General features: G+C 72.1%; 14 protein-coding genes. 7 read left to right on the plus strand and 7 right to left on the minus strand.

Annotated elements, in window-relative coordinates; translation table 11 throughout:
* Nucleotides 1–144 precede the first annotated feature (144 nt).
* Entirely contained in the window at nucleotides 145–1,305 is a 1,161-nt protein-coding gene (gene recF, locus WFI16_RS26410) for a DNA replication/repair protein RecF (RefSeq protein WP_419900840.1), read from the plus strand.
* A 54-nt stretch (nucleotides 1,306–1,359) separates the two neighbouring features.
* Nucleotides 1,360–3,816, plus strand: a complete 2,457-nt coding sequence (gyrB, locus tag WFI16_RS26415) for a DNA topoisomerase (ATP-hydrolyzing) subunit B (RefSeq protein WP_419900841.1) — start codon at nucleotides 1,360–1,362, stop codon at nucleotides 3,814–3,816.
* A 63-nt stretch (nucleotides 3,817–3,879) separates the two neighbouring features.
* On the opposite strand, the gene WFI16_RS26420 is transcribed toward gyrB, so the two are convergent.
* Complete coding sequence (locus WFI16_RS26420; protein ID WP_419900842.1) at nucleotides 3,880–5,502, minus strand: ABC-F family ATP-binding cassette domain-containing protein; 1,623 nt, start codon at nucleotides 5,500–5,502, stop codon at nucleotides 3,880–3,882.
* 227 nt (nucleotides 5,503–5,729) lie between these two features.
* Here WFI16_RS26420 and WFI16_RS26425 point away from each other — a divergent pair, with 227 nt between their 5' ends.
* Nucleotides 5,730–6,086, plus strand: coding sequence for a hypothetical protein (locus tag WFI16_RS26425; protein ID WP_419900843.1), 357 nt, complete (start codon nucleotides 5,730–5,732; stop codon nucleotides 6,084–6,086).
* A gap of 41 nt (nucleotides 6,087–6,127) precedes the next feature.
* Here the strand turns inward: WFI16_RS26425 and WFI16_RS26430 are convergent, their stop codons facing one another.
* A complete protein-coding gene (locus WFI16_RS26430; protein ID WP_419900844.1) occupies nucleotides 6,128–6,688 on the minus strand; it encodes a UdgX family uracil-DNA binding protein in 561 nt (186 codons plus the stop codon).
* 216 nt (nucleotides 6,689–6,904) lie between these two features.
* Between WFI16_RS26430 and dnaN the strand changes: the two genes are divergently transcribed.
* The gene (dnaN, locus tag WFI16_RS26435) at nucleotides 6,905–8,032 is read left to right on the plus strand and encodes a DNA polymerase III subunit beta (protein WP_419900845.1); all 1,128 of its coding nucleotides are present in this window, start codon (nucleotides 6,905–6,907) and stop codon (nucleotides 8,030–8,032) included.
* A gap of 13 nt (nucleotides 8,033–8,045) precedes the next feature.
* Nucleotides 8,046–8,402, plus strand: coding sequence for a hypothetical protein (locus WFI16_RS26440; protein ID WP_419900846.1), 357 nt, complete (start codon nucleotides 8,046–8,048; stop codon nucleotides 8,400–8,402).
* Nucleotides 8,403–8,420: 18 nt separating this feature from the next.
* On the opposite strand, the gene WFI16_RS26445 is transcribed toward WFI16_RS26440, so the two are convergent.
* The 3 genes from WFI16_RS26445 to WFI16_RS26455 all read right to left on the minus strand — a co-directional run bounded on the left by WFI16_RS26445 (nucleotide 8,421) and on the right by WFI16_RS26455 (nucleotide 10,738).
* Nucleotides 8,421–9,140: an HAD-IA family hydrolase gene (locus tag WFI16_RS26445; protein ID WP_419900847.1), complete on the minus strand. Its 720-nt coding sequence runs from the start codon at nucleotides 9,138–9,140 to the stop codon at nucleotides 8,421–8,423.
* 139 nt (nucleotides 9,141–9,279) lie between these two features.
* On the minus strand, nucleotides 9,280–9,777 hold the full coding sequence (locus WFI16_RS26450; protein ID WP_419900848.1) for an Lrp/AsnC family transcriptional regulator: 498 nt from the start codon (nucleotides 9,775–9,777) through the stop codon (nucleotides 9,280–9,282).
* Between the two features lie 88 nt (nucleotides 9,778–9,865).
* Nucleotides 9,866–10,738 (minus strand): GNAT family N-acetyltransferase, encoded by an 873-nt coding sequence (locus tag WFI16_RS26455; protein WP_419900849.1) that lies wholly within the window; start codon nucleotides 10,736–10,738, stop codon nucleotides 9,866–9,868.
* A 185-nt stretch (nucleotides 10,739–10,923) separates the two neighbouring features.
* Between WFI16_RS26455 and WFI16_RS26460 the strand changes: the two genes are divergently transcribed.
* Both WFI16_RS26460 and WFI16_RS26465 read left to right on the plus strand, forming a co-directional pair.
* Nucleotides 10,924–11,592, plus strand: coding sequence for a haloacid dehalogenase type II (locus WFI16_RS26460; protein WP_419900850.1), 669 nt, complete (start codon nucleotides 10,924–10,926; stop codon nucleotides 11,590–11,592).
* Between the two features lie 13 nt (nucleotides 11,593–11,605).
* Nucleotides 11,606–12,883: an NAD(P)/FAD-dependent oxidoreductase gene (locus WFI16_RS26465; protein ID WP_419900851.1), complete on the plus strand. Its 1,278-nt coding sequence runs from the start codon at nucleotides 11,606–11,608 to the stop codon at nucleotides 12,881–12,883.
* Between the two features lie 45 nt (nucleotides 12,884–12,928).
* On the opposite strand, the gene addA is transcribed toward WFI16_RS26465, so the two are convergent.
* Together addA and addB are read right to left on the minus strand one after the other, a co-directional pair.
* Nucleotides 12,929–16,405, minus strand: a complete 3,477-nt coding sequence (gene addA / locus WFI16_RS26470; protein ID WP_419900852.1) for a double-strand break repair helicase AddA — start codon at nucleotides 16,403–16,405, stop codon at nucleotides 12,929–12,931.
* Entirely contained in the window at nucleotides 16,395–19,400 is a 3,006-nt protein-coding gene (gene addB, locus WFI16_RS26475; protein ID WP_419900853.1) for a double-strand break repair protein AddB, read from the minus strand. Before addB ends, addA begins: the two co-directional genes overlap by 11 nt.
* Nucleotides 19,401–19,436: the final 36 nt, after the last annotated feature.

Consider the following 19,436-nt stretch of genomic DNA (forward strand, 5'->3'; position numbering starts at 1 on the left):
CCCGGTAGCTCGTCAGGCTCATAACCTGAAGGTCACAGGTTCAAATCCTGTCCCCGCATCCCATCAGTTCCAACAAAAAACCCCAGCGCTGCAAAGCGATGGGGTTTTTTGCGTCCATCACCCGACGGTGCTAAGGACCAAAGCGTGAACCTGGGTTCGACGCTCCGCCTCCATCGCCTGATGCTGCAGGATTTCCGCAGCTACCCGGGGCTCGACCAGGAATTTTCCGCCAAGCTCGTGGCCATCGTCGGCGCCAACGGCACCGGCAAGACCAACCTGCTGGAAGCCATCAGCCTGCTCGGCCCGGGCCGCGGCCTGCGCGCCGCCAAGGGCGCCGAGCTCGGCCGCCGCGCGGACGGTCAGGGCCTGTCCTGGACCATCGCCGGCCATTTCGACGGGCCGCTCGGCCCGGTCACCATCGGCACCGGCAGCGAGGCCGGCCAGGATCGCCGCAGCTTCCGCCTCGACGGCAACGCCATCCGCAGCCAGGCTGAGCTTTCCGCCCATGCCGCGGCGCTTTGGCTCACCCCCCAGATGGACCGCCTGTTCCAGGAAGGCGCCTCCGGCCGACGAAAATTCCTCGACCGGCTGGTCTGGGCGCGCGAGCCCAGCCATGCCCGCGACGTCGCGGCCTTCGACTCGGCCATGGCCCAGCGCAACCGCCTGCTCGCCGAAGGGCGCCGCGACGCCCGCTGGCTGGCGGCGCTGGAGGACACCATGGCGCGCCACGCGGTGGCCGCCGTCGCTGCGCGCCGCGCCGCTGCCGGCCAGCTCAATGCCACCCTGGCGCAGGGCGTCGCCGGCCGCTTCCCGGCCGCCCGGCTGGAACTGCTCTGCCCGATCGCTGCCGCCCTGGCCGAGCAGCCGGCGCTGGCCGTGGAGGAGACGCTGCGCGATGGCCTGGCCGCCGACCGGGTGCGCGACGCGGCCGCCGGCGGCGCCCGGCAGGGCGCCCACCGCACCGATCTGCGCATGGTGCTGCTGCCCAAGGAAATCCCGGCCGAGCTCTGCTCCACCGGCGAGCAGAAGGCGCTGCTGGTCAGTACCATCCTGGCCCAGGCCGCGCTGGTGGCCGCGCATCGCGGCTTCGCGCCGCTGCTGCTGCTGGACGAGGTCGCGGCGCATCTCGATCCCGGCCGGCGCCAGGCGCTGTTCGAGGCGCTGGCTGGCCTGCCGGCGCAATGCTTCCTGACCGGCACCGAGGACGCCCCCTTCGCGCCGCTGCGCGGCCAGGCGCAGCTTTTCGCGGCGATCCCGGGCGGGCTCCGGGAGACTGCCGATTTCCCCGTGCCGGCCCCTGCATAAGCTGCTATAAAATCCTGTCTTTCCGACTGTCCTGAGCAGGAGTTTCCCGCCGGCATGAGTGAGTCCGCGCGTGCGCCGATCCCCGCCTCCGACGCTTCGGCGGAGGCCTATGACAGCGCCTCCATCACCGTGCTGCGCGGACTGGAAGCCGTCCGCAAGCGGCCGGGCATGTATATCGGCGACACCGATGACGGCTCCGGCCTGCACCACATGGCCTTCGAGATCATCGACAACGCCGTGGACGAGGCGCAGGCCGGCTATGCCACGCGCTGCGACGTGGTGCTGAACGCCGATGGCTCGGTCACCGTCACCGATGACGGCCGTGGCATCCCCACCGACATCCATGCCGAGGAAGGCGTCTCGGCGGCCGAGGTGGTGCTGACCCGGCTGCATGCCGGCGGCAAGTTCAACCAGAATTCCTACAAGGTCTCGGGCGGGTTGCACGGCGTCGGCGCCGCGGTGGTCAACGCCCTGTCCGAATGGATGGACGTGACCATCTGGCGCAATGGCCAGGAGCATTTCATCCGCTTCGAGCATGGCGACACGGTGCAGCCGCTGAAGGTGGTCGGCCCGACCGAGCATGAGAAGGGGACCCGCGTCACCTTCAAGCCCTCGGCCGGCACCTTCACCCGCACCGAATACGAGTTCTCGGTGCTGGAGAAGCGGCTGCGCGAGCTCGCCTTCCTCAATTCCGGCCTGGCCATCAACCTGCGCGACGACCGCCCCGTGGCGCTCGGCGAGGCGGCGCGCGAGACCAGGTTCCGCTTCGATGGCGGCTTGGTCGCCTTCGTCGAATGGCTCGACCGCAGCAAGGAGCCGATCTTCAAGCCGCCGATCAGCCTGAAGGCCAAGGAAGGCACCGGCATCCAGGTCGAGCTGGCGATGTGGTGGAACAACAGCCCGCATGAGCAGGCGCTGTGCTTCACCAACAACATCCCGCAGCGCGACGGCGGCACCCACCAGGCCGGCTTCCGCCAGGCGCTGACCCGCGTGGTGATGAAATACGCCGAGGACCTGGCCAAGAAGGAGAAGGTCGAGCTCTCCGGCGAAGACATGCGCGAGGGGCTGACCGCGGTTATCTCGGTCAAGGTGCCGGATCCGAAATTCTCCTCGCAGACCAAGGACAAGCTGGTCTCCTCCGAGGTGCAGCCGGTGGTGCACATGGCGGTGGCCGATGCGCTGAGCCACTGGTTCGAGACGCATCCGAAGGAAGCCCGCGCCGTCCTCGACCAGGTCGTGCTGGCGGCGGCCGCCCGCAAGGCGGCGCAGCTGGCGCGCGAGAAGGTCGGCCGCAAGAACGCGCTGGATATCTCGACCCTGCCCGGCAAGCTCGCCGACTGCCAGGAGAAGGACCCGACCAAGTGCGAGATCTTCTTCGTCGAGGGTGACTCCGCCGGCGGCTCCGCCAAGCAGGGGCGCGACCGCCGCTTCCAGGCGATCCTGCCGCTGAAGGGCAAGATCCTGAATGTCGAGCGCGCGCGCATCGACAAGATGCTGTCTTCCGCGGAAATCGGCACGCTGATCACCGCCCTCGGCACCGGCATCGGTACCGGCCCGGTGGAGAAGGGCGGCTTCTCGGCCGACAAGCTGCGCTACCATCGCATCGTCATCATGACCGACGCCGATGTCGACGGCTCGCATATCCGCACCCTGCTGCTGACCTTCTTCTTCCGGCAGATGCCGGAGCTGCTGCAGCGCGGGCATCTCTACATCGCCCAGCCCCCCCTCTACCGCGCCAAGCGCGGCCAGGAGGAGCGCTACCTGAAGGACGACCGCGCGCTCGAGGACTTCCTGCTCGAGAAGGCGCTGCACAATGCCGCGCTGCGCCAGGGCGACGGCAGCCTGGCGGAAGGCGCCGAGCTGGCCGAGATCGTCGAGCAGCTGCGGCAGATCTCCAGCCGCATCCGCCGCCTCGCCGGCAGCGTGCCGACCGAGCTGGTCGAGCAGGCCGCCATCACCGGCGCGCTGTCGCATGATGCCGACCGCGCCCTGGCGGCCGCGCCGGAGCTGGCCCGCCGGCTGGACGCGCTGGCGCGCCCGACCGAGCGCGGCTGGATGGTCGCGCCCGGCGCCGAGGGGCTGGTGATGGGCCGCACCGTGCGCGGCGTCGCCGACCGGCATCGGCTGGACCAGGCCGCGCTGCGCAGCCCCGAGGCGCGCTGGCTGGCCGAGCGGCAGCAGGCGCTGTCCACCGCCTGGTCGCAGCCCGCGACCCTGACGCTGGACGGGCATGCCCATGAGGTCGCCGGCCCGCTGGCGGCCCTGGAAAAGATCCTGGCGCAGGGGCGCAAGGGCCTGGCGATCCAGCGCTTCAAGGGCCTGGGCGAGATGAACCCGGACCAGCTGTGGCAGACCACGCTCGACCCGGCGGCGCGCACCCTGCTGCAGGTGAAGATCGAGGACATGGAGGATGCCGAGCAGGTGTTTTCCACCCTGATGGGCGACGTGGTCGAGCCGCGGCGCGAGTTCATCGTCGGCAATGCGCTGAAGGTGGCGAACCTGGACGTCTGACGCCATCGGCGTCGGACAACCGAAAAAAAGGGCGGCACCGCGAGGGGCCGCCCTTTTTGCGTCTCAGCTGCGCAGGCCGGGCGCTTCCTGCCCGGTGCGGGCGACATATTCGGTATAGCCGCCGTCATAGACATGCGGGCCCTCCGGGGTCAGCTCCAGCACCCGGTTCGACAGCGCGGCCAGGAAGTGCCGGTCGTGCGAGACGAAGAGCATGGTGCCCTCGTACTGCGCCAGCGCCGCGATCAGCATCTCCTTGGTGGCGAGGTCAAGATGGTTGGTCGGCTCGTCGAGGACCAGCAGGTTCGGCGGGTCGTAGAGCATCATCGCCATCACCAGCCGCGCCTTCTCGCCGCCCGAGAGCACCCGGCACTTCTTGTCGATCTCGCCGCCAGAGAAGCCGAAGCAGCCGGCGAGACTGCGCAGTGAGCCGGGATTGGCGCGCGGGAAGGCGTCTTCCAGCGCCTCGGCGACGCTGCGGTCGCCTTCCAGCAGCTCCATGGCGTGCTGGGCGAAATAGCCCATCTTGACGCTGCCGCCGAGGGTGACGCTGCCCGCATCCGGGGTCGAGCTGCCGGCCACCAGCTTCAGCAGCGTCGACTTGCCGGCGCCGTTGGTGCCGAGCACGCAGCAGCGCTCGCGCCGGCGGACCAGGAAGTCGAAGCCGTCATAGATGACCTTCTCGCCATAGCGCTTGGCGACGCCCTTCAGGCTGACCACGTCCTCGCCCGAGCGCGGCGCCGGCTGGAAGTCGAAGCTGACCGCCTGGCGGCGCTTCGGCGGCTCGACCCGGTCGATCTTCTCGAGCTTCTTCACCCGGCTCTGCACCTGGGAGGCATGCGAGGCGCGCGCCTTGAAGCGCTCGATGAACTTGATCTCCTTGGCCAGCATCGCCTGCTGCCGCTCGAACTGCGCCTGCTGCTGCTGCTCGGCCAGGGCGCGCTGCTGCTCGTAGAAGCCATAATCCCCGGAATAGCTGGTCAGCGCGCCGCCATCGATCTCGATGACCTTGTTGATGATGCGGTTCATGAACTCGCGGTCGTGCGAGGTCATCAGCAGGGCGCCATCGTAGCCGCGCAGGAACTGCTCCAGCCAGATCAGGCTTTCCAGGTCGAGGTGGTTCGAGGGCTCGTCGAGCAGCATGACGTCGGGGCGCATCAGCAGGATGCGGGCCAGCGCCACGCGCATCTTCCAGCCGCCGGAGAGGCGCCCGACATCGCCCTCCATCATCTCCTGGCTGAAGCTGAGCCCGGCCAGCACCTCGCGCGCCTTGCTCTCCAGCGCATAGCCGCCGAGCTCCTCGAAGCGGGCCTGCACCTCGCCGAATCTTTCGACCAGTTCGTCGATGCGGTCGAGCTGGTCCGGATCGCCCATCGCCGCCTCGAGGGAGGCCAGCTCGGCGGCGATGCTGCTGACATCGCCGGCGCCGTCCATCACCTCGGCCACCGCGCTGCGCCCGGCCATCTCGCCGACATCCTGGCTGAAGAAGCCGATGGTGACGCCGCGATCGACCAGCACCAGCCCCTCATCCGGCTCGTCGCGGCCGGTCAGCATGCGGAACAGGGTCGACTTGCCGGCGCCGTTCGGACCGACCAGCCCGACCTTCTCGCCCTTCTGCAGCGCGGCCGAGGCCTCGATGAAGAGCAGCTGCTGGCCGTTCTGCTTGCTGATGTTGTCGAGGCGGATCATGGCATTCCGGTCGGCTGGAGGGGCAGGGCGGGAGGGGAGGGACGGGAGGGGCGGCTTATGCCACGCGGGGCGGCCCTTCGCATGCGCGAAATGGTCGACCCGGCCATGGCGCCCGGTGCTCTCCCCCGGGTCGTCAGCCGCGGCCGTCCGGCCTATGCTGGCGGCATGCTCCTGGTCGACGCACCCATGCCTCCTTCCCTGACCCGCCGCCTCCGGGCCCCCCGCGCATGACGGGCGGCGAGATGCTGCCGGCCGAGCGCCTGGCCGAGCTGGAGGGCCTGGCCACCCGGCTGCAGGACGGCGTCGCCGGGCTGCGCGCCGCGCTCGAGGCGCAGACGGTGCGCGCCACCAGCCTGGAGCGGGAGCTGGCGGTGACCGAGGCCCGGCTGCTGGTGGAGACCATGCACAGCGCCGGGCTGGCCGCCCAGGCCACCCATCTGCTGGCGGTCGGCCCCGAGGCGGCGCTGGCCGAGGCCGAGGGCCATGCCGGCCAGACCATGCTCTCGGTGGTCTATGAGCAGGCCTTCGATGCCAAGGGCCGCGAGCTGGGCGTCGAGGACCCGGCGCGCTTCCGGGTGGGCTGAGCGCCGCTCACTCTCCGCGAGAGCGACAGGCGGCAACCGCTCTAGCGGGCGCCGTGCTTACGGCTCTCTGCCGCCGCCGTATCCAGATCCTGCACGAAGCGCGCATATTCCACCTCGCGCAAAGCGGGGTCGGGCAGGCGCAGCAGGTAGCTGGGATGGACGGTGACCAGCAGCGGATGGTCGCCCGGCCCCGGCATCACCGTGCCGCGCAGCTTGGTCACGGCGACCTTGTGGCCGAGCAGCGCCTGGGCGGCGGTGGCGCCCAGGGCGACCAGCAGGCGGGGCGCGACGCGCTGCACCTCGGCCAGCAGGAAGGGGCGATACAGCGTGATGTCGCCGGTATCGGGCTTCTGGTGCAGCCGGCGGGTGCCGCGCGGGACGAATTTGAAGTGCTTCACCGCATTGGTCACGTAGCAGCGGGGGCGGTCGATCCCGGCCGAGACCAGGGCGCGGTCCAGCAGCCGGCCGGCGGGACCGACGAAGGGGCGGCCCAGCCGGTCTTCCTCGTCGCCGGGCTGCTCGCCCACCAGCATCAGCGGCGCCCCGGGGGGACCCTCGCCCAGGACGGCGGGGCTCTCGGTGGCCCAGTCAGCGGTCGGCACGGGGGGCAGCGGCTCCATGACGCTGCAACGCCGTGGCCGCCCTGGGGTTCCCGAATTAATTTTCATGCCGGAAAGATCCAGCTTCCGCTTTCCGGCCAGCCCCTTGCCGCCGCGTCTTTCCCGCCCCCTGCACGGCTGGTAAAGAGGAAGACTTGTCTCGATTCCGGGCGTGCGCCGCGGCGCGCCGCTCTTATCCGCGCGGGGGTTGCTCAAGCCATGAAGTTCTCGGTGGACCGGGCGGTTCTGCTCAAGGCGCTCGCGCATGTGCAAAGCGTGGTGGAGCGGCGCAACACCATCCCCATCCTGGCCAATGTCATGCTGGCGGCGCAGGAGGGCAGCCTGACGCTGACCGCCACCGACATGGAGATCGCCATCGTCGAGGAAGTGCCGGGCGTCACCGTCAGCCGCCCCGGCCGCACCACGGCGCCGGCCGCGACCCTCTACGAGATCGTCCGCAAGCTGCCCGACGGCGCCAAGGTCGAGCTGGACCATGCCGGCGGCGACGCCCCGCTGGCGCTGCGCGCCGGCCGCTTCGCGACCAGCCTGATGGTGCTGCCGGTCGAGGATTTCCCCTCGATGACCGAGGGCAAGCTGCCGCACAGCTTCGAGCTGGCCCCCTCCCTGCTGCGGGAGCTGGTGGACCGCACCAAATTCGCCATCTCCACCGAGGAGACGCGCTACTACCTGAACGGCATCTACATCCACGCGACCGAGGTGGACGGCCAGAAGGTGCTGCGCGCGGTCGCCACCGACGGCCACCGCCTGGCCCGCGTCGAGGAGCCGCTGCCCGAGGGGGCCGCCGGCATGCCGGGCGTCATCGTGCCGCGCAAGACGGTCAACGAGATCCGCAAGCTGGCGGAAGAGAGCAGCGACCCGATCGCGGTGAAGCTGTCCGACACCAAGATCCGCTTCGCCTTCGGCTCGGTGCAGCTGACCAGCAAGCTGATCGACGGCACCTTCCCGGAATACGACCGGGTCATTCCGCGCGGCAACGACAAGATCCTGACCGTCGACAAGAAGGCCTTCGCCGAGGCGGTGGCCCGCGTCGCCGCGATCTCGTCGGAGCGGTCGCGCCCGGTGAAGCTCAGCCTGAAGCAGGACAGCCTGACGCTGACCGCCAGCAGCCCCGACCAGGGCCAGGCGGAGGAGGAGCTCGATGGCGGCGCCGTCTCCTACGGCTCCACCCCGATCGAGATCGGCTTCCAGGCGCGCTATCTCGCCGACATCACCGACCAGATCGCCGACAAGGTGGAATTCCGCTTCGCCGACGGCTCGGCGCCGACCGTCGTGGTCGATGCGGCCAAGCCGGAAGCGCTCTACGTGCTGATGCCGATGCGTGTCTGAGGGGAGCCGCGGCATGACCACGATCCGGGTCCTCGCCGCGACTCTCGCCCTGCTGCTGGCGGGCGGCGAGATCGCCCGCCGCCTCGCCGTCCCGGGCGGCTTCTTCCCCGGGATCTTTCCTCTCGCCATGGATGAATTCGCCATCGCGGCGCTGCTCGGCTGGGCGGCGTGGCGGGGCAGCGCGGCGGCCCTGCTGGCGGCCTGGATGGGCTGCGCCGGGCTGCTGCTCGGGCTGCTGGCGGCCAATGCGGCGCCGCTGCTGGGCGGCGCGCCGAAGCCGGGGGCGGCCACCTATACCATCGCCCTGTCGATCCTGCTGGCGGTCGCTGGCTGGGCCGCCTGGCGCAGCGGACGCGGCCTCAGGGGCTGAGGCCGCGCCGGCGGCCGGTCAGTCGTCGGTCTTCATCACCAGCCCGCCGCTCTCGGCGAGGTCGGCCAGCTGCGCCAGCGTGGCGAAGTGATAATCCGGCTTGGTGAATTCGGCCTCCAGCGTGCCGCCGGTGCCCTTCAGCCCCTGCCGCCGCTCGATCCAGCAGACGGTGTAGCCCAGCTGCCGGGCGACGCCGATGTCGTGGTACTGGCTCTGCGCCACATGCAGGATGTCGGGGCGGTTGACGCCGTCGCGCGACAGCCGGCCGCGGGCGAAGGCGAAGTAGAGCGGGTTCGGCTTCTCGACCAGCGCCTCATCCACCGTGACGCTGTCGTGGAAGGGGCTGCCCAGGGTCTTCTCCATGTGATCCAGCGACCAGCGCTGGGCATTGGTCATGGCGACCAGCTTGTAGCGCTTCGCCAGCCGCTTCAGGGCGTCCACCGAATCCGGGAAGGCCGGCCAGTCCTTGATCGACTGGGTGAAGCCGCGGGCGATCGCGTCGCTCTGCGGCAGGCCGAGCGGGCCGCTGATCTCGTGGTAGACGCGCTCCAGGTCGTCGGGAAAGCGCTTCGGCTTGGCATTGCCGCGGGTGCGGCGGTAATGCGCCAGGAGGGTGTCGTCGTCATGCGCCGCCGCCGCCGGGCCGCAGGCCGCGCGCAGATAGTCGAGCATGCCCTTCTCGAAGTCGATCAGCGTGCCGACCACGTCGAAGGTCAGCACCTTGGGTTCGCGCGCCATTCCTTGAGCCCCCTGGCTTCGTTGTCCGGGAAGGCTAGGGCGCGGGCCGCAGCGCCGCCTGCTTTATCCGCGGCGCCGCCCGGCAGGATCTGCTGCTGCAGGAGGCTTCCCGGCGGCCGGCGCCAGAGCCCGATCCAGCTCAGTCCTGCGCGGGGAAGAAGCGTTCCAGGGGGTAGTGCTGCTTGGTGAAGACCGTCTTGATCACGACGTAGGAGAAGTATTTCTCGATGCCGACGTTCTGCGCCAGCAGCGCCTCGATGGTCTCCTGGTAGTGCTGCACGCTGCGGCACATGAACTTCAGCAGGTAGTCATAGCCGCCGCTGACCAGGTGGCATTCGATCACCTCGTCCACCGCGCGGATCCGCGCCTCGAAGCGCTGGAAGTCGTGGCTGCGGTGGTCGGACAGCGTGACCTCGGTGAAGATGGTCATGGTGTCGCCGAGCTTCTGCAGCTGGATCTGCGCGCCATAGCCGGTGATGTAGCCGGCCTTCTCCAGCCGCTTCACCCGCATCAGGCAGGGGCTGGCCGACAGCCCCACCGCATCGGCCAGGTCGACATTGGTCATGCGGCCGTTCTTCTGCAGATGCGTCAGGATCCGCAGGTCGATCCGGTCCAGGCGGGGCAGTCCATTGACCATGCGGCGATCCGGCACTCCGAAGGCGAAAGCCGCAGCCTAGAGCCGGATGGCGCGCGAGGAAATCGCCGAAACGCCGAGCCTCCCCGCCTCACCCCAGCGCCTGGCTGACCAGGGCGTAGCGGCGCGGGCCGCCGGCGACCGGCATCACCGCGGGCGCCGCGCCGCGCCGCATCGGCGTGCCGCCGCCGACATGCGCCAGCCCCATCTCCTGCAGCCAGGGCGACAGGCCGCTCTCGGCGGTGACGTCGATGCGCAGGAACTGGCCGCTGCGCACGCCCAGCCAATGCGCGATGAGCGCCCGCGCCGCCGCCGCGTCGGGGGCGATCACCGGACCGATGACATGGCCGCGGCCGAAGCGGCGCAGCAGCGAGAAGCCCACCGTGGCGCCGTCGCGCTCCAGCGCCACGCCCTCGGCGGTGGCGAGCAGCGCCTCCAGCACCGTGCCGCGGTCCTGGCCGGTGACGGCGCGGTCCATCGCGGCCAGCCGGCCAGGATCGCTGCGGCCCAGCGGGCGCAGCCGCTCGCCGGCGGCCAGCGGCACCAGCCCGACCGAGAAGGCGGCGCCCTGGTGCTGGCCGATTGGCGCGCCCTCCGGCACGAAGCCCTGGCTGGCATAGAGCGGGAAGCCGGCGGCGGTGGCGGTCAGCTGCACCGAGCGGCCCTCCAGCCCGGCCAGCACGGCACTGGTCAGCTGCCGGCCGATGCCGCGCCCCTGCGCCGCCGGGTCGACGATGACCATGCCGAGCGCCGCATGCGCCGTGCCGAAGGGCCAGGCCATGGCGGTGCCGAGCAGCCTGCCCTCCGCCTCGGCGACATGGCCGAAGCCCAGCGCATGGACGAACTGCCAGTCCTCCACCCGGTGCGGCCAGGCGACGGCGCGCGACAGCCGCGCGGCCGCCTCGAGGTCATCTGGCGCCAGCCGCCGCACGGTCACGCTGCCGGCCGTCTTGCCCTCGGACACGCTGCCTTCCTCCCGCTGCCTGGCTGCAGGATCGACCGATACAGGCCAGCGCGAAAACATGCTGCCGTCCTGGCGGCAAATTCGGCAGCTTCGACTGCCGTGGCGGGCCGGCGGCATGGACGGCGCGGCCGTGGCGGCCGCACCATCCTCGCCACCCCGATCCGTCTGCGCAGGGAGCGCGATCCATGCCGAAGCTGCGGCCGAAATTCATCACCTTCGACTGCTACGGGACGCTGACCGATTTCCGCATGGGTCCGCTGGCCCGGCAGATCTTCGCCGGCCGCATCCCGGCCGCGCGGATGGACGAGTTCGTCGCCGATTTCGCCGCCTATCGGCTGGACGAGATCCTGGGCGACTGGAAGCCCTACGACCAGGTGCTGAAGAACGCGGTGGCGCGGACCTGCAGGCGGCACGGCATCGGCTTCGTCGAGGCCGAGGGCCAGGCCTTCTACGACGCCGTCCCCAGCTGGGGCCCGCATCCGGACGTGCCCGGGCCGCTGGCGCGCGTGGCAAAGGAATTTCCGCTGGTGGTGCTGTCAAACGCGTCGAACAGCCAGATCCACCGCAACGTGGCGCTGCTCGGGGCGCCGTTCCACGCCGTCTATACCGCCGAGATGGCGCAGGCCTACAAGCCGCGCTTCCAGGCCTTCGAATACATGTTCGACCAGCTCGGCTGCAGCCCGGCCGACATCCTGCACGTCTCCTCCAGCTATCGCTACGACCTGATGTCGGCGCATGATCTGCGCATCGGCCACCGCGCGCATGTCGCGCGCGGGCACGAGCCGGTGGCGCCCTATTACGGCGCGCATGAGATCAGCGATATCGGCGGCCTGCCCGGGCTGCTCGGGCTCTGAAAGGCCGGCCGGCATGAAGCTGCTTCCCTACTGGCAGGACACCGCCACCCCCTTCGCCGGCGCCGAGGCCGGGCCGCTCGGGGGAAAGGTCGATGCGGTGGTCATCGGCGGCGGCTTCACCGGCCTCTCCGCCGCGCTGGCCCTGGCGAAGTCCGGCGCCAGTGTCGTGCTGCTGGAGGCCGGCCGCGTCGCCGCCGGCGCCTCCGGCCGCAATGGCGGCCATGTCAACAACGGCACGGCGCATGACTTCGCCGGCCTGGTGGCGAGCCTCGGCCTGGACCAGGCGCGCCGCCTCTACCACGCCTTCGACGCCGCGGTGGACACGGTCGAGCGCATCGTGCGCGAGGAGGCGATCGACTGCAGCTTCCGCCGCTGCGGCAAGATCAAGCTGGCCGCCAAGCCGCAGCATTTCGACAAGCTGGCCGCCGGCTTCGAGATCCTGCACCGCGAGGCCGATCCCGACACGCGGCTGATCCCGCGCGAGGGCATCCGCGCCGAGGTCGGCTCCGACCTGTATTACGGCGGGCTCGTCTACGAGAAGAGCGCGCAGATGCATATGGGCCGCTTCGGCGCCGGGCTCGCCACCGCCGCCGCCCGCGCCGGCGCGCGGATCTTCGAGGCCACGCCGGTCACCGGCCTGAAGCGCCTGCATGGCCGCGCGCACCGTATCGAGACGCCGCGCGGCACCATCGAGGCGGCGCAGGTGCTGGTCGCCACCGGCCCGAGCCAGCAGGGCCCCTTCGGCTTCTTCCGCCGCCGCATCGTCGCCGTCGGCAGCTTCATCATCGCCACCGAGCCGCTGTCGAAGGACCAGCTCGATTCGATCATGCCCGGCCGCCGCAACGGCACGACCTCGCGCATCATCGGCCACTACTTCCGCGTCAGTCCCGACAACCGGCTGATCTGGGGCGGCCGCGCGCGCTTCGCCATGTCGAACCCGACCAGCGACGCCAAGAGCGGCCGCGTCCTGGAAGCCGGGCTGCACGCGGCCTTCCCGCAGCTCGGGCGCCCGCGCATCGACTATTGCTGGGGCGGGCTGGTCGACATGACCGCCGACCGCCTGCCGCGCGCCGGCGAGCATGACGGGCTGCTCTACAGCATGGGCTATAGCGGCCACGGCGCGCAGATGTCGGTCCATATGGGCCAGGCCATGGCCGCGGTGATGGGCGGCCGCGCCGAAGCCAACCCGCTGCGCGCGCTGCCCTGGCCGGTGGTGCCGGGACATTTCGGGCCGGCCTGGTTCCTGCCGCTGGTGGGGCTCTATTTCGGGATCAAGGATCGGCTTCAGTAAGCAAGAATCTGGGGGCATTGAATGCCCCCAGACCCCCACATTCATTTAGCCAATCCCTGCAGGCTCGTACCGGTCCAGCAGCACCCCCGGCAGCGGCATCGGCGTCGCCGACCAGGTCCAGAGCAGCCAGCATTCCACGTCGCGGCCCGGGAAGGCCTGGCGCAGCAGCGCGCGATAGGCCGCCATCTGCCGCAGATAGAGCGGCGGCACGTCCTTGACCTCGGAGGGCGGCGGGCGGTTGGTCTTGTAGTCCAGCACCAGCACGCGGTCCTCGGCCACCAGCAGCCGGTCGACCTGGCCGGCCAGCGGCAGGCCGTTCAGCCGGCCGGCGATCGGCGCCTCGGCCAGGCTGCCAGGGCCGAAGGCGGCGGCCAGATCCGGATGGTCCAACAGGCGCAACACCTCCTCGCCGGTCGCCTCGCGATCCGCCGCGGTCAGCCCATGGCCAGGGCGATCGAGGAAACGGCGCGTCACCGCGGGCCGCTCGGCGGCCGGATAGTCGGGCAGGTGCTGCAGCAGCGCATGGATCAGCCGGCCGCGGCGGAAGCGCTCGCCGGTCGGGTCGGCGCGGCCATGCGGGGCGGCGGTGGGCGTCTGCTCCTCGCCGGGCAGGGCGCTGGGCGAGAGCGTCAGCGCCTGGCTCTCCGGATCGGCGGGGCGGCCGATCCAGGCGGGCAGCGGGGCGAGCTCGGCGGCGGTGGCGGCATGCGGCTCGCGGCGCGGGGCGGCGGTCTGGACAGAGTCCAGGCGGCGCAGCGGGCCGGCGAAGCTCGCCGCCGGCGGGGCGCCGAAGCTCGCGGGCTCCAGCGGCAGCTCCACCGCGCCCTCCAGCCGGGAAAAACCCTGGGCGACCAGGTCGTACCAGCTGCCCGGCTTCGGCTCGCCCCAGGCGCAGACCAGAAGCCGGTCCTCGGCCCGGGTCAGCGCGACATAGAGCAGGCGGTTCTCCTCCGCGTCGCGGGCCGCCGTCTCCGCCTCCATCAAGGCGTTCCAGGCCGGGGAGAAGAAGTCCTTGCGGCTGCGCGGCGCCCAGTAGGGCAGGGGCGGCGAGGCTTCCTCCCAGCGCACCGCCTTGTCGCCGCGGCCGCTGCCGACATCGGGGATGATGACGACGGGCGCCTGCAGCCCCTTGGCGCCATGCGCGGTCATCAGGCGGACCGCGTCGGCCCCCGATTCCGCCTCGCGCCGGACCTCGGCGCCGCCGCGGCGCAGCCATTGCAGGAAGCCCTGCAGGCTGGGCGGGTGGCGGCTCTCATAGGTCAGCGCGGCGTTCAGCACCTCGTCCAGCGGGTCGGCGGCGTCAGGCCCGAGCCGCGCCAGGATGCGCGCCCGCCCGCCATGCTCGCCGAGGATTTCGGCCAGGATGGTGTGCGGCGTGGCCAGGTCGGCGCGGTCGGCGAGGCCGGCCAGCCAGTCGGCGGCGCGGCCGGCCGGGCTGTCCTCGCCGCGCCGTTCCAGCAGGTGCCACCAGAGCGGCTGCACCCGGCCGCGCGCCAGCGTGTAGAGATCCTCCTCGGAGACGTTGCAGAGCGGGCTTTTCAGCACCGCCGCCAGCTGCAGGTCGTCCTCCGGCAGCAGCAGGATGTCGCAGAGCGCCAGCAGGTCCTGCACCGCGATCTGCTCGATCAGCCGCATGCGGTCGACGCCGCCGACGGCAACGCCCCGCGCCTTCAGCGCGCGCACCAGCAGCGTGGAAAAACCCGTGCGGCGGCGCAGAAGAACGAGAATATCGCCGGGGCGGATCGGCCGGTCGCCACGGGCGGGCAGGCGCTCCTCGCGCACCATCCGGGCGATGCGGGCGGCCAGCGCCTCGGCCATCAGCGCCTCGGCATTGTCCTCGCCCACCGGCTCGTCGGGCACGTCCCAGGGTTCCAGCGCCGCGGCGGCGGGCTTGGCGAGCGCCGGCCAGAGCTCGACGATGCCGGCCTCGCCCTCGCGGTCGGCGCGGTGGGCCAGGGTGGCGCCCTCCGGCACCACGCCCAGCCGCGCCGGCCCTTCGGCGAAGACGGCATCGACCAGCGCCAGCACCGGGGCGGTGGAGCGGAAGGAAACATTCAGCGGGACGGCGGCGAAATCCGCCCCGGCCTCGCCGACGGCGCGCTCGAAATGCGCCTGCCAGCGGGCGAAGCCGGCGGCGTCCGCCCCCTGGAAGCCGTAGATCGACTGCTTCTCGTCGCCGACGGCGAAGATGCTGCGCACCGCCTCCGGGTCGCGGGTGCCGAGGCCGGAGAAGAACTCCTCGGCCAGCCGCGCGGCGATCTCCCATTGATGCGGGTTGCTGTCCTGCGCCTCGTCCAGCAGCAGGTGGTCGAGGCCGCCATCGAGCTTGTAGAGCACCCAGGCGCTGCCCGGATCCTGCAGCAGCCGGCGCGCCGCCTGGATCAGGTCGTCGAAATCGACGGCGCCGAGGCGCGCCTTGCGGTCGGCATAGGCGTTCAGCACCGGCTGGGCGAGCGCCAGCAGCGCCAGCGTCGCGCCATGCAGCCGCCAGGCTTTCCGGCCGTCCTCGAAAGCGGAGATGCGCTCGGCCTCTTCCGCCATCAGCGCCTGGGTCTCCTCGTGGCGCTCCTTGAGGCCGCCCTTGGTCGCCATGGATTTCCTCGGCGATCCCTCGGCGGTCAGGAAGATGGCGCACCAATCGTCCCAGCGGGCCTGGCGCGCCTCCAGCGGCAGGTCGATGAAGGCCTTCATCAGCTCGCCGCGGGCGCGGTCATTGGCATTGCCGCTCTGGCGCAGCAGCGCGCTGGCGCGGAGCTGCGGGGACTCCACCGCCGCGACCGCCTCTGCCAGGGCCTCGCCCTCGCCGCCCTCGCGCGGCAGGCCGAGACGCTGGCGCAGCAGGCGGTCGCAGCCGCGGATGCCACCCGCCTCCTGGATCGCCTTGCCCAGCCGCTCGCGCTCGCGCACCAGCATGCGCAGCGTATCCGCGAAATCCTCCGGGCTGCCGAGCCCGGCCATGGCGGTGATCGCCTCCTCCGGCAGGGTGCCGGAGGCCAGCGTTCGCTCGCGCGATTCGGCCAGCATCTCGGCGGCGTCGGCCTCCTCGACCAGGCTGAACTGCGGCGGCAGGCCGGCTTCCAGCGGGAAGCTGCGCAGCAGCGACTGGCAGAAGGAATGGATGGTGGCGATGCGCATGCCGCCGGGCTGCTCCAGCACCTCGGCGAAGAGGGCGCGGGCGCGGCGGGCCAGCGCCGCATCGGGCCGGGCGCCGGTCAGCGCCTCCAGGCTGGCGCGCAGCGTGGCGTCGTCGGCGACCGCCCATTCGCCGAGCCGCCGGGCCAAGCGGGTGGCCATCTCGGCGGCGGCGGCCTTGGTGAAGGTCAGGCAGAGGATGCGGCCCGGCTTGGCGCCGGGGCGCAGCAGCAGCCGCAGCACCCGGTCGGTCAGCACCTTGGTCTTGCCCGAGCCGGCCGAGGCCCCCACCCAGGCCGAGGCCAGCGGGTCGGAGGCGCGGCGCTGCGCCGCCTGCGCGGCCTCGCGCGGCGACTGGGTCGCGGGCGCGGCGAAGAGATCATGATTCATCGACGGCACCCCATTCGGCGACGCGGGCCAGGTGGTCATGGTCGCCCCGGCGCGGCTTCCGCCCCGGATGCGGGCGCGCGACGAAGCGCCGGTCGCCGAGCAGGAAGGCACGCGCCAGCGCCGCCGTCTGGTCCAGCGCATCGGCGCCGAGCGCCGAGGCCTCGCCCTTGATCGGCTTGACCTCGCCCGGGGTGCCGCCGCCGGTCAGCCGCCAATGCGCCATGGCGGAGACCGGGGCGGGCTCCACCTTGGAGAAGCCGCCGGCCTCGGCGATGGCGGCCTCCAGCGGCATCTGCGGCGCGCGGCCGTCGGTGATCTCCTTGGCCGAGGGCGGGGTGCCGGTCTTGTAGTCGATGATGGCCAGCGTCCGGTCGGCCAGCTCGTCGATGCGGTCGGCGCGCACCTTCAGCCGCACCGCGCCCTGCAGGATGTCGAGCTGCCCCGGCACCTCGGCATGGCGGTGGCGGATCTTTCTGTCCGAAGCCTGGGCGGCCTCCTGGGCGACGACGAAGCCGCCGATGCGGGACAGGCGGGGGCGCCAGAAGGCCAGCAGGCCGGGGCGGGCGGCGGCCTCGGCCAGGGCTTCCTCGGCGGCCTCGTCGAACCAGCGGGCGGCGGTGTCGAGGCCCGGCCAGCCGCCCGGCGCCTCGCCCAGGCGGCGGGTCCAGAGGGCCAGCACGGCATGGACGATCTGGCCGTAATCGGCCGCCCCCACCTCGGCATCGAGCGGGTCGAGCGGGGTCAGCCGCAGCACGCGGCGGGCATAGAAGCCGTAGGGGTCGGCCATCAGGTCGGCGACCTCGGTGACGCTGATCTCGCGCGGGCGGTCGGCGGCCGGCGGGCGCGGCGCCGGGCGCGGCCAGGGGCGCACGGCCTCGGGCTGGTCGATGCGGTTGGCCCAGTCCAGCGCCGGGCTGCGCGGCAGGGCGAGCCCCTCGCCCTGGCCACCCAGGAAGGTTTCCAGACGGGTCAGCCAGCGGCTGGGCACGGTCGGCGCGCCGGCGCGCTTGCGGGCGCGCGACAGCACCACCCGCGGCGCGCAGGCGGCGCCGAGGAAGAAATCGGCGGCGACGCGGCCGATGCGGGCTTCCGGCTCGGGCAGGCCGAAATCGGCGCGCATCGGGCGACTCATCCAGGGGCCGGGATCGGTCGCCTGCGGCCAGACGCCTTCCTCCAGGCTGCCGAGCACGGCCAGGTCGAAATCCTGCAGCCGCGCCTCCAGCAGGCCGAGGATGGCGATGCGCGGATGCTGCGCATGCTCGCGCCCGCGGCCGATGCGGACGCTCGGCGCGGCCGGGCCCTCCAGCAGCACGTCGAACAGCGCCGGCCACCCGGCCGGGCTCATCGGCGGCATTTCTGCCAGGGCCGGCGGCAGCGTCGACAGGAAGACGGCGAGCGGTTCGCCTTCCTCGGCGGCGTAGAGGCGCAGGCCGCCGGGACGGTCGCGGGTGGCGGCCAGGGCCTCGGCCGCCACGAGATGCCGGTCCAGCAGGTCGGCCGGCGGGCGGGCCGGGCTGTCGCGCAGCTCCTCGAAGCCTTCCAGCGCCGCTTCCAGCGCGTCGAGCAGGCCGAGGACGCGGGCGAGCAGGTGAGCATCCTTCTCGCGCCGGAAGGCTTCCAGCGCGCGGGCGCGCAGTCCGGGCAGGCCGGGGGCGGGGCGGGGGCCGCGCAACGCCCGGCGCTCCAGCAGGCGCACCGCCTCCATCCATTCGGAACGGGTCTGGCCGCCGGCGGTCAGCGGGTGCTTCAGCAGCGCCAGCAGCGAGACGGGGGCGAAGCCCTCGGCGACGGCGCGGGCGAGCAGGCGCAGATAGGCCCCGGTCGGCGTCTGGCCGAGCGGCTGGCCGGCGGAATCATCGGCCACCACGCCATGCCGGGTCAGCTCGGCGGCGACGCGGCGGCCGAGGTCGCGGTCGGGGGTGATCAGCGCGGCGCGGGTGCCCGGCGTCTCCAGCGCCTCGCGCAGCAGCAGGGCGATGGCCACCGCCTCGGCCTGGACGTCGGGGGCGTCGAGCAGGGAGAGGCCCTCCAGCGCCGGGCGCCAGTGGTCGGGGCGGCGGTGCAGCCAGGCCTCGATGCCGGCGGCGGGGCGCAGCGCGCAGGCCAGCAGCGCCGCGCGGCGTTCGAGCGCCGGGTCGGTGGCGGGGGCGGTCGGCCAGGGCCGCAGGTCGGAGGGCGCCGCGTCCATCGCCGAGAGCAGCCGCACCTGGCCCGACAGCGGATGGGTCGGGCTCTCGCCGATGGCGGCCCAGAGCTCGGGCGAGGTGATCTCGCCGGCGCCGTGCAGCAGCACGCAGCCCTGCGGCATCTGCGCCACCACCTTCAGCAGGGCGGCGGCGGCCGGGATGGTGCCGCCGGCGCCGATGCCGGCGGCGATGACCGGATCGGCCGGCGGCTCGCGCTTCCAGGCCTCGGCCTGGGCGCGCAGCGCCGCGGTGCGGCGCGGGCCGATATCCATCAGCCCCTGGCTGTCGAGCCAGCCGGCCCAGGTGTCGAGCACGGCGCGCAGGAAGGTCAGGGTCACCTGCCAGTGGGTGGAGAATTCCTCCGGCACCAGGCTGGCGAGGTTGTCGAAATCGGCGTCTTCCAGCGCCGTCTCGTCGAGCAGCTCGGCCAGGGCGGTGGCGAGGCGCCAGGCCTGCTCGGGCGTGTCGGGCCCGCCGAAGCGGGAGGGCAGGCGCATCACCAGGCTGGTCAGCACCGCCTGGCGCCGGGCCGGCTCGACCGCGGGGGGGAGGTCGAGCAGGGTGGGCAGGGCGAGCTCGTCGGCTTCCTGGGTGGAGAGGCCGGTCAGCGCCCGCATGCGCGGCAGCAGCAGGGTCCTGCCTTCGGCGGCCTGGAGGAAGGCTTCCCTCAGGGCTAGGGCGGCGCGGCGGGTGGGCAGCAGGATGGTGGTGCGGGAGAGGGAAAGGGGGTCGGTGCCGACCTGGTCGAGCACGCCGCGGGCGAGGGCGGGGAGAAAGGGCTGATGCGCCGGAATGTCATAAAGGCGCATGTTCTGGTGCCTTTCTTATAGAATAGAAAAAAGATG

Source organism: Roseomonas sp. USHLN139 (assembly GCF_037145735.1).
Taxonomy (GTDB): Bacteria; Pseudomonadota; Alphaproteobacteria; order Acetobacterales; family Acetobacteraceae; genus Pseudoroseomonas.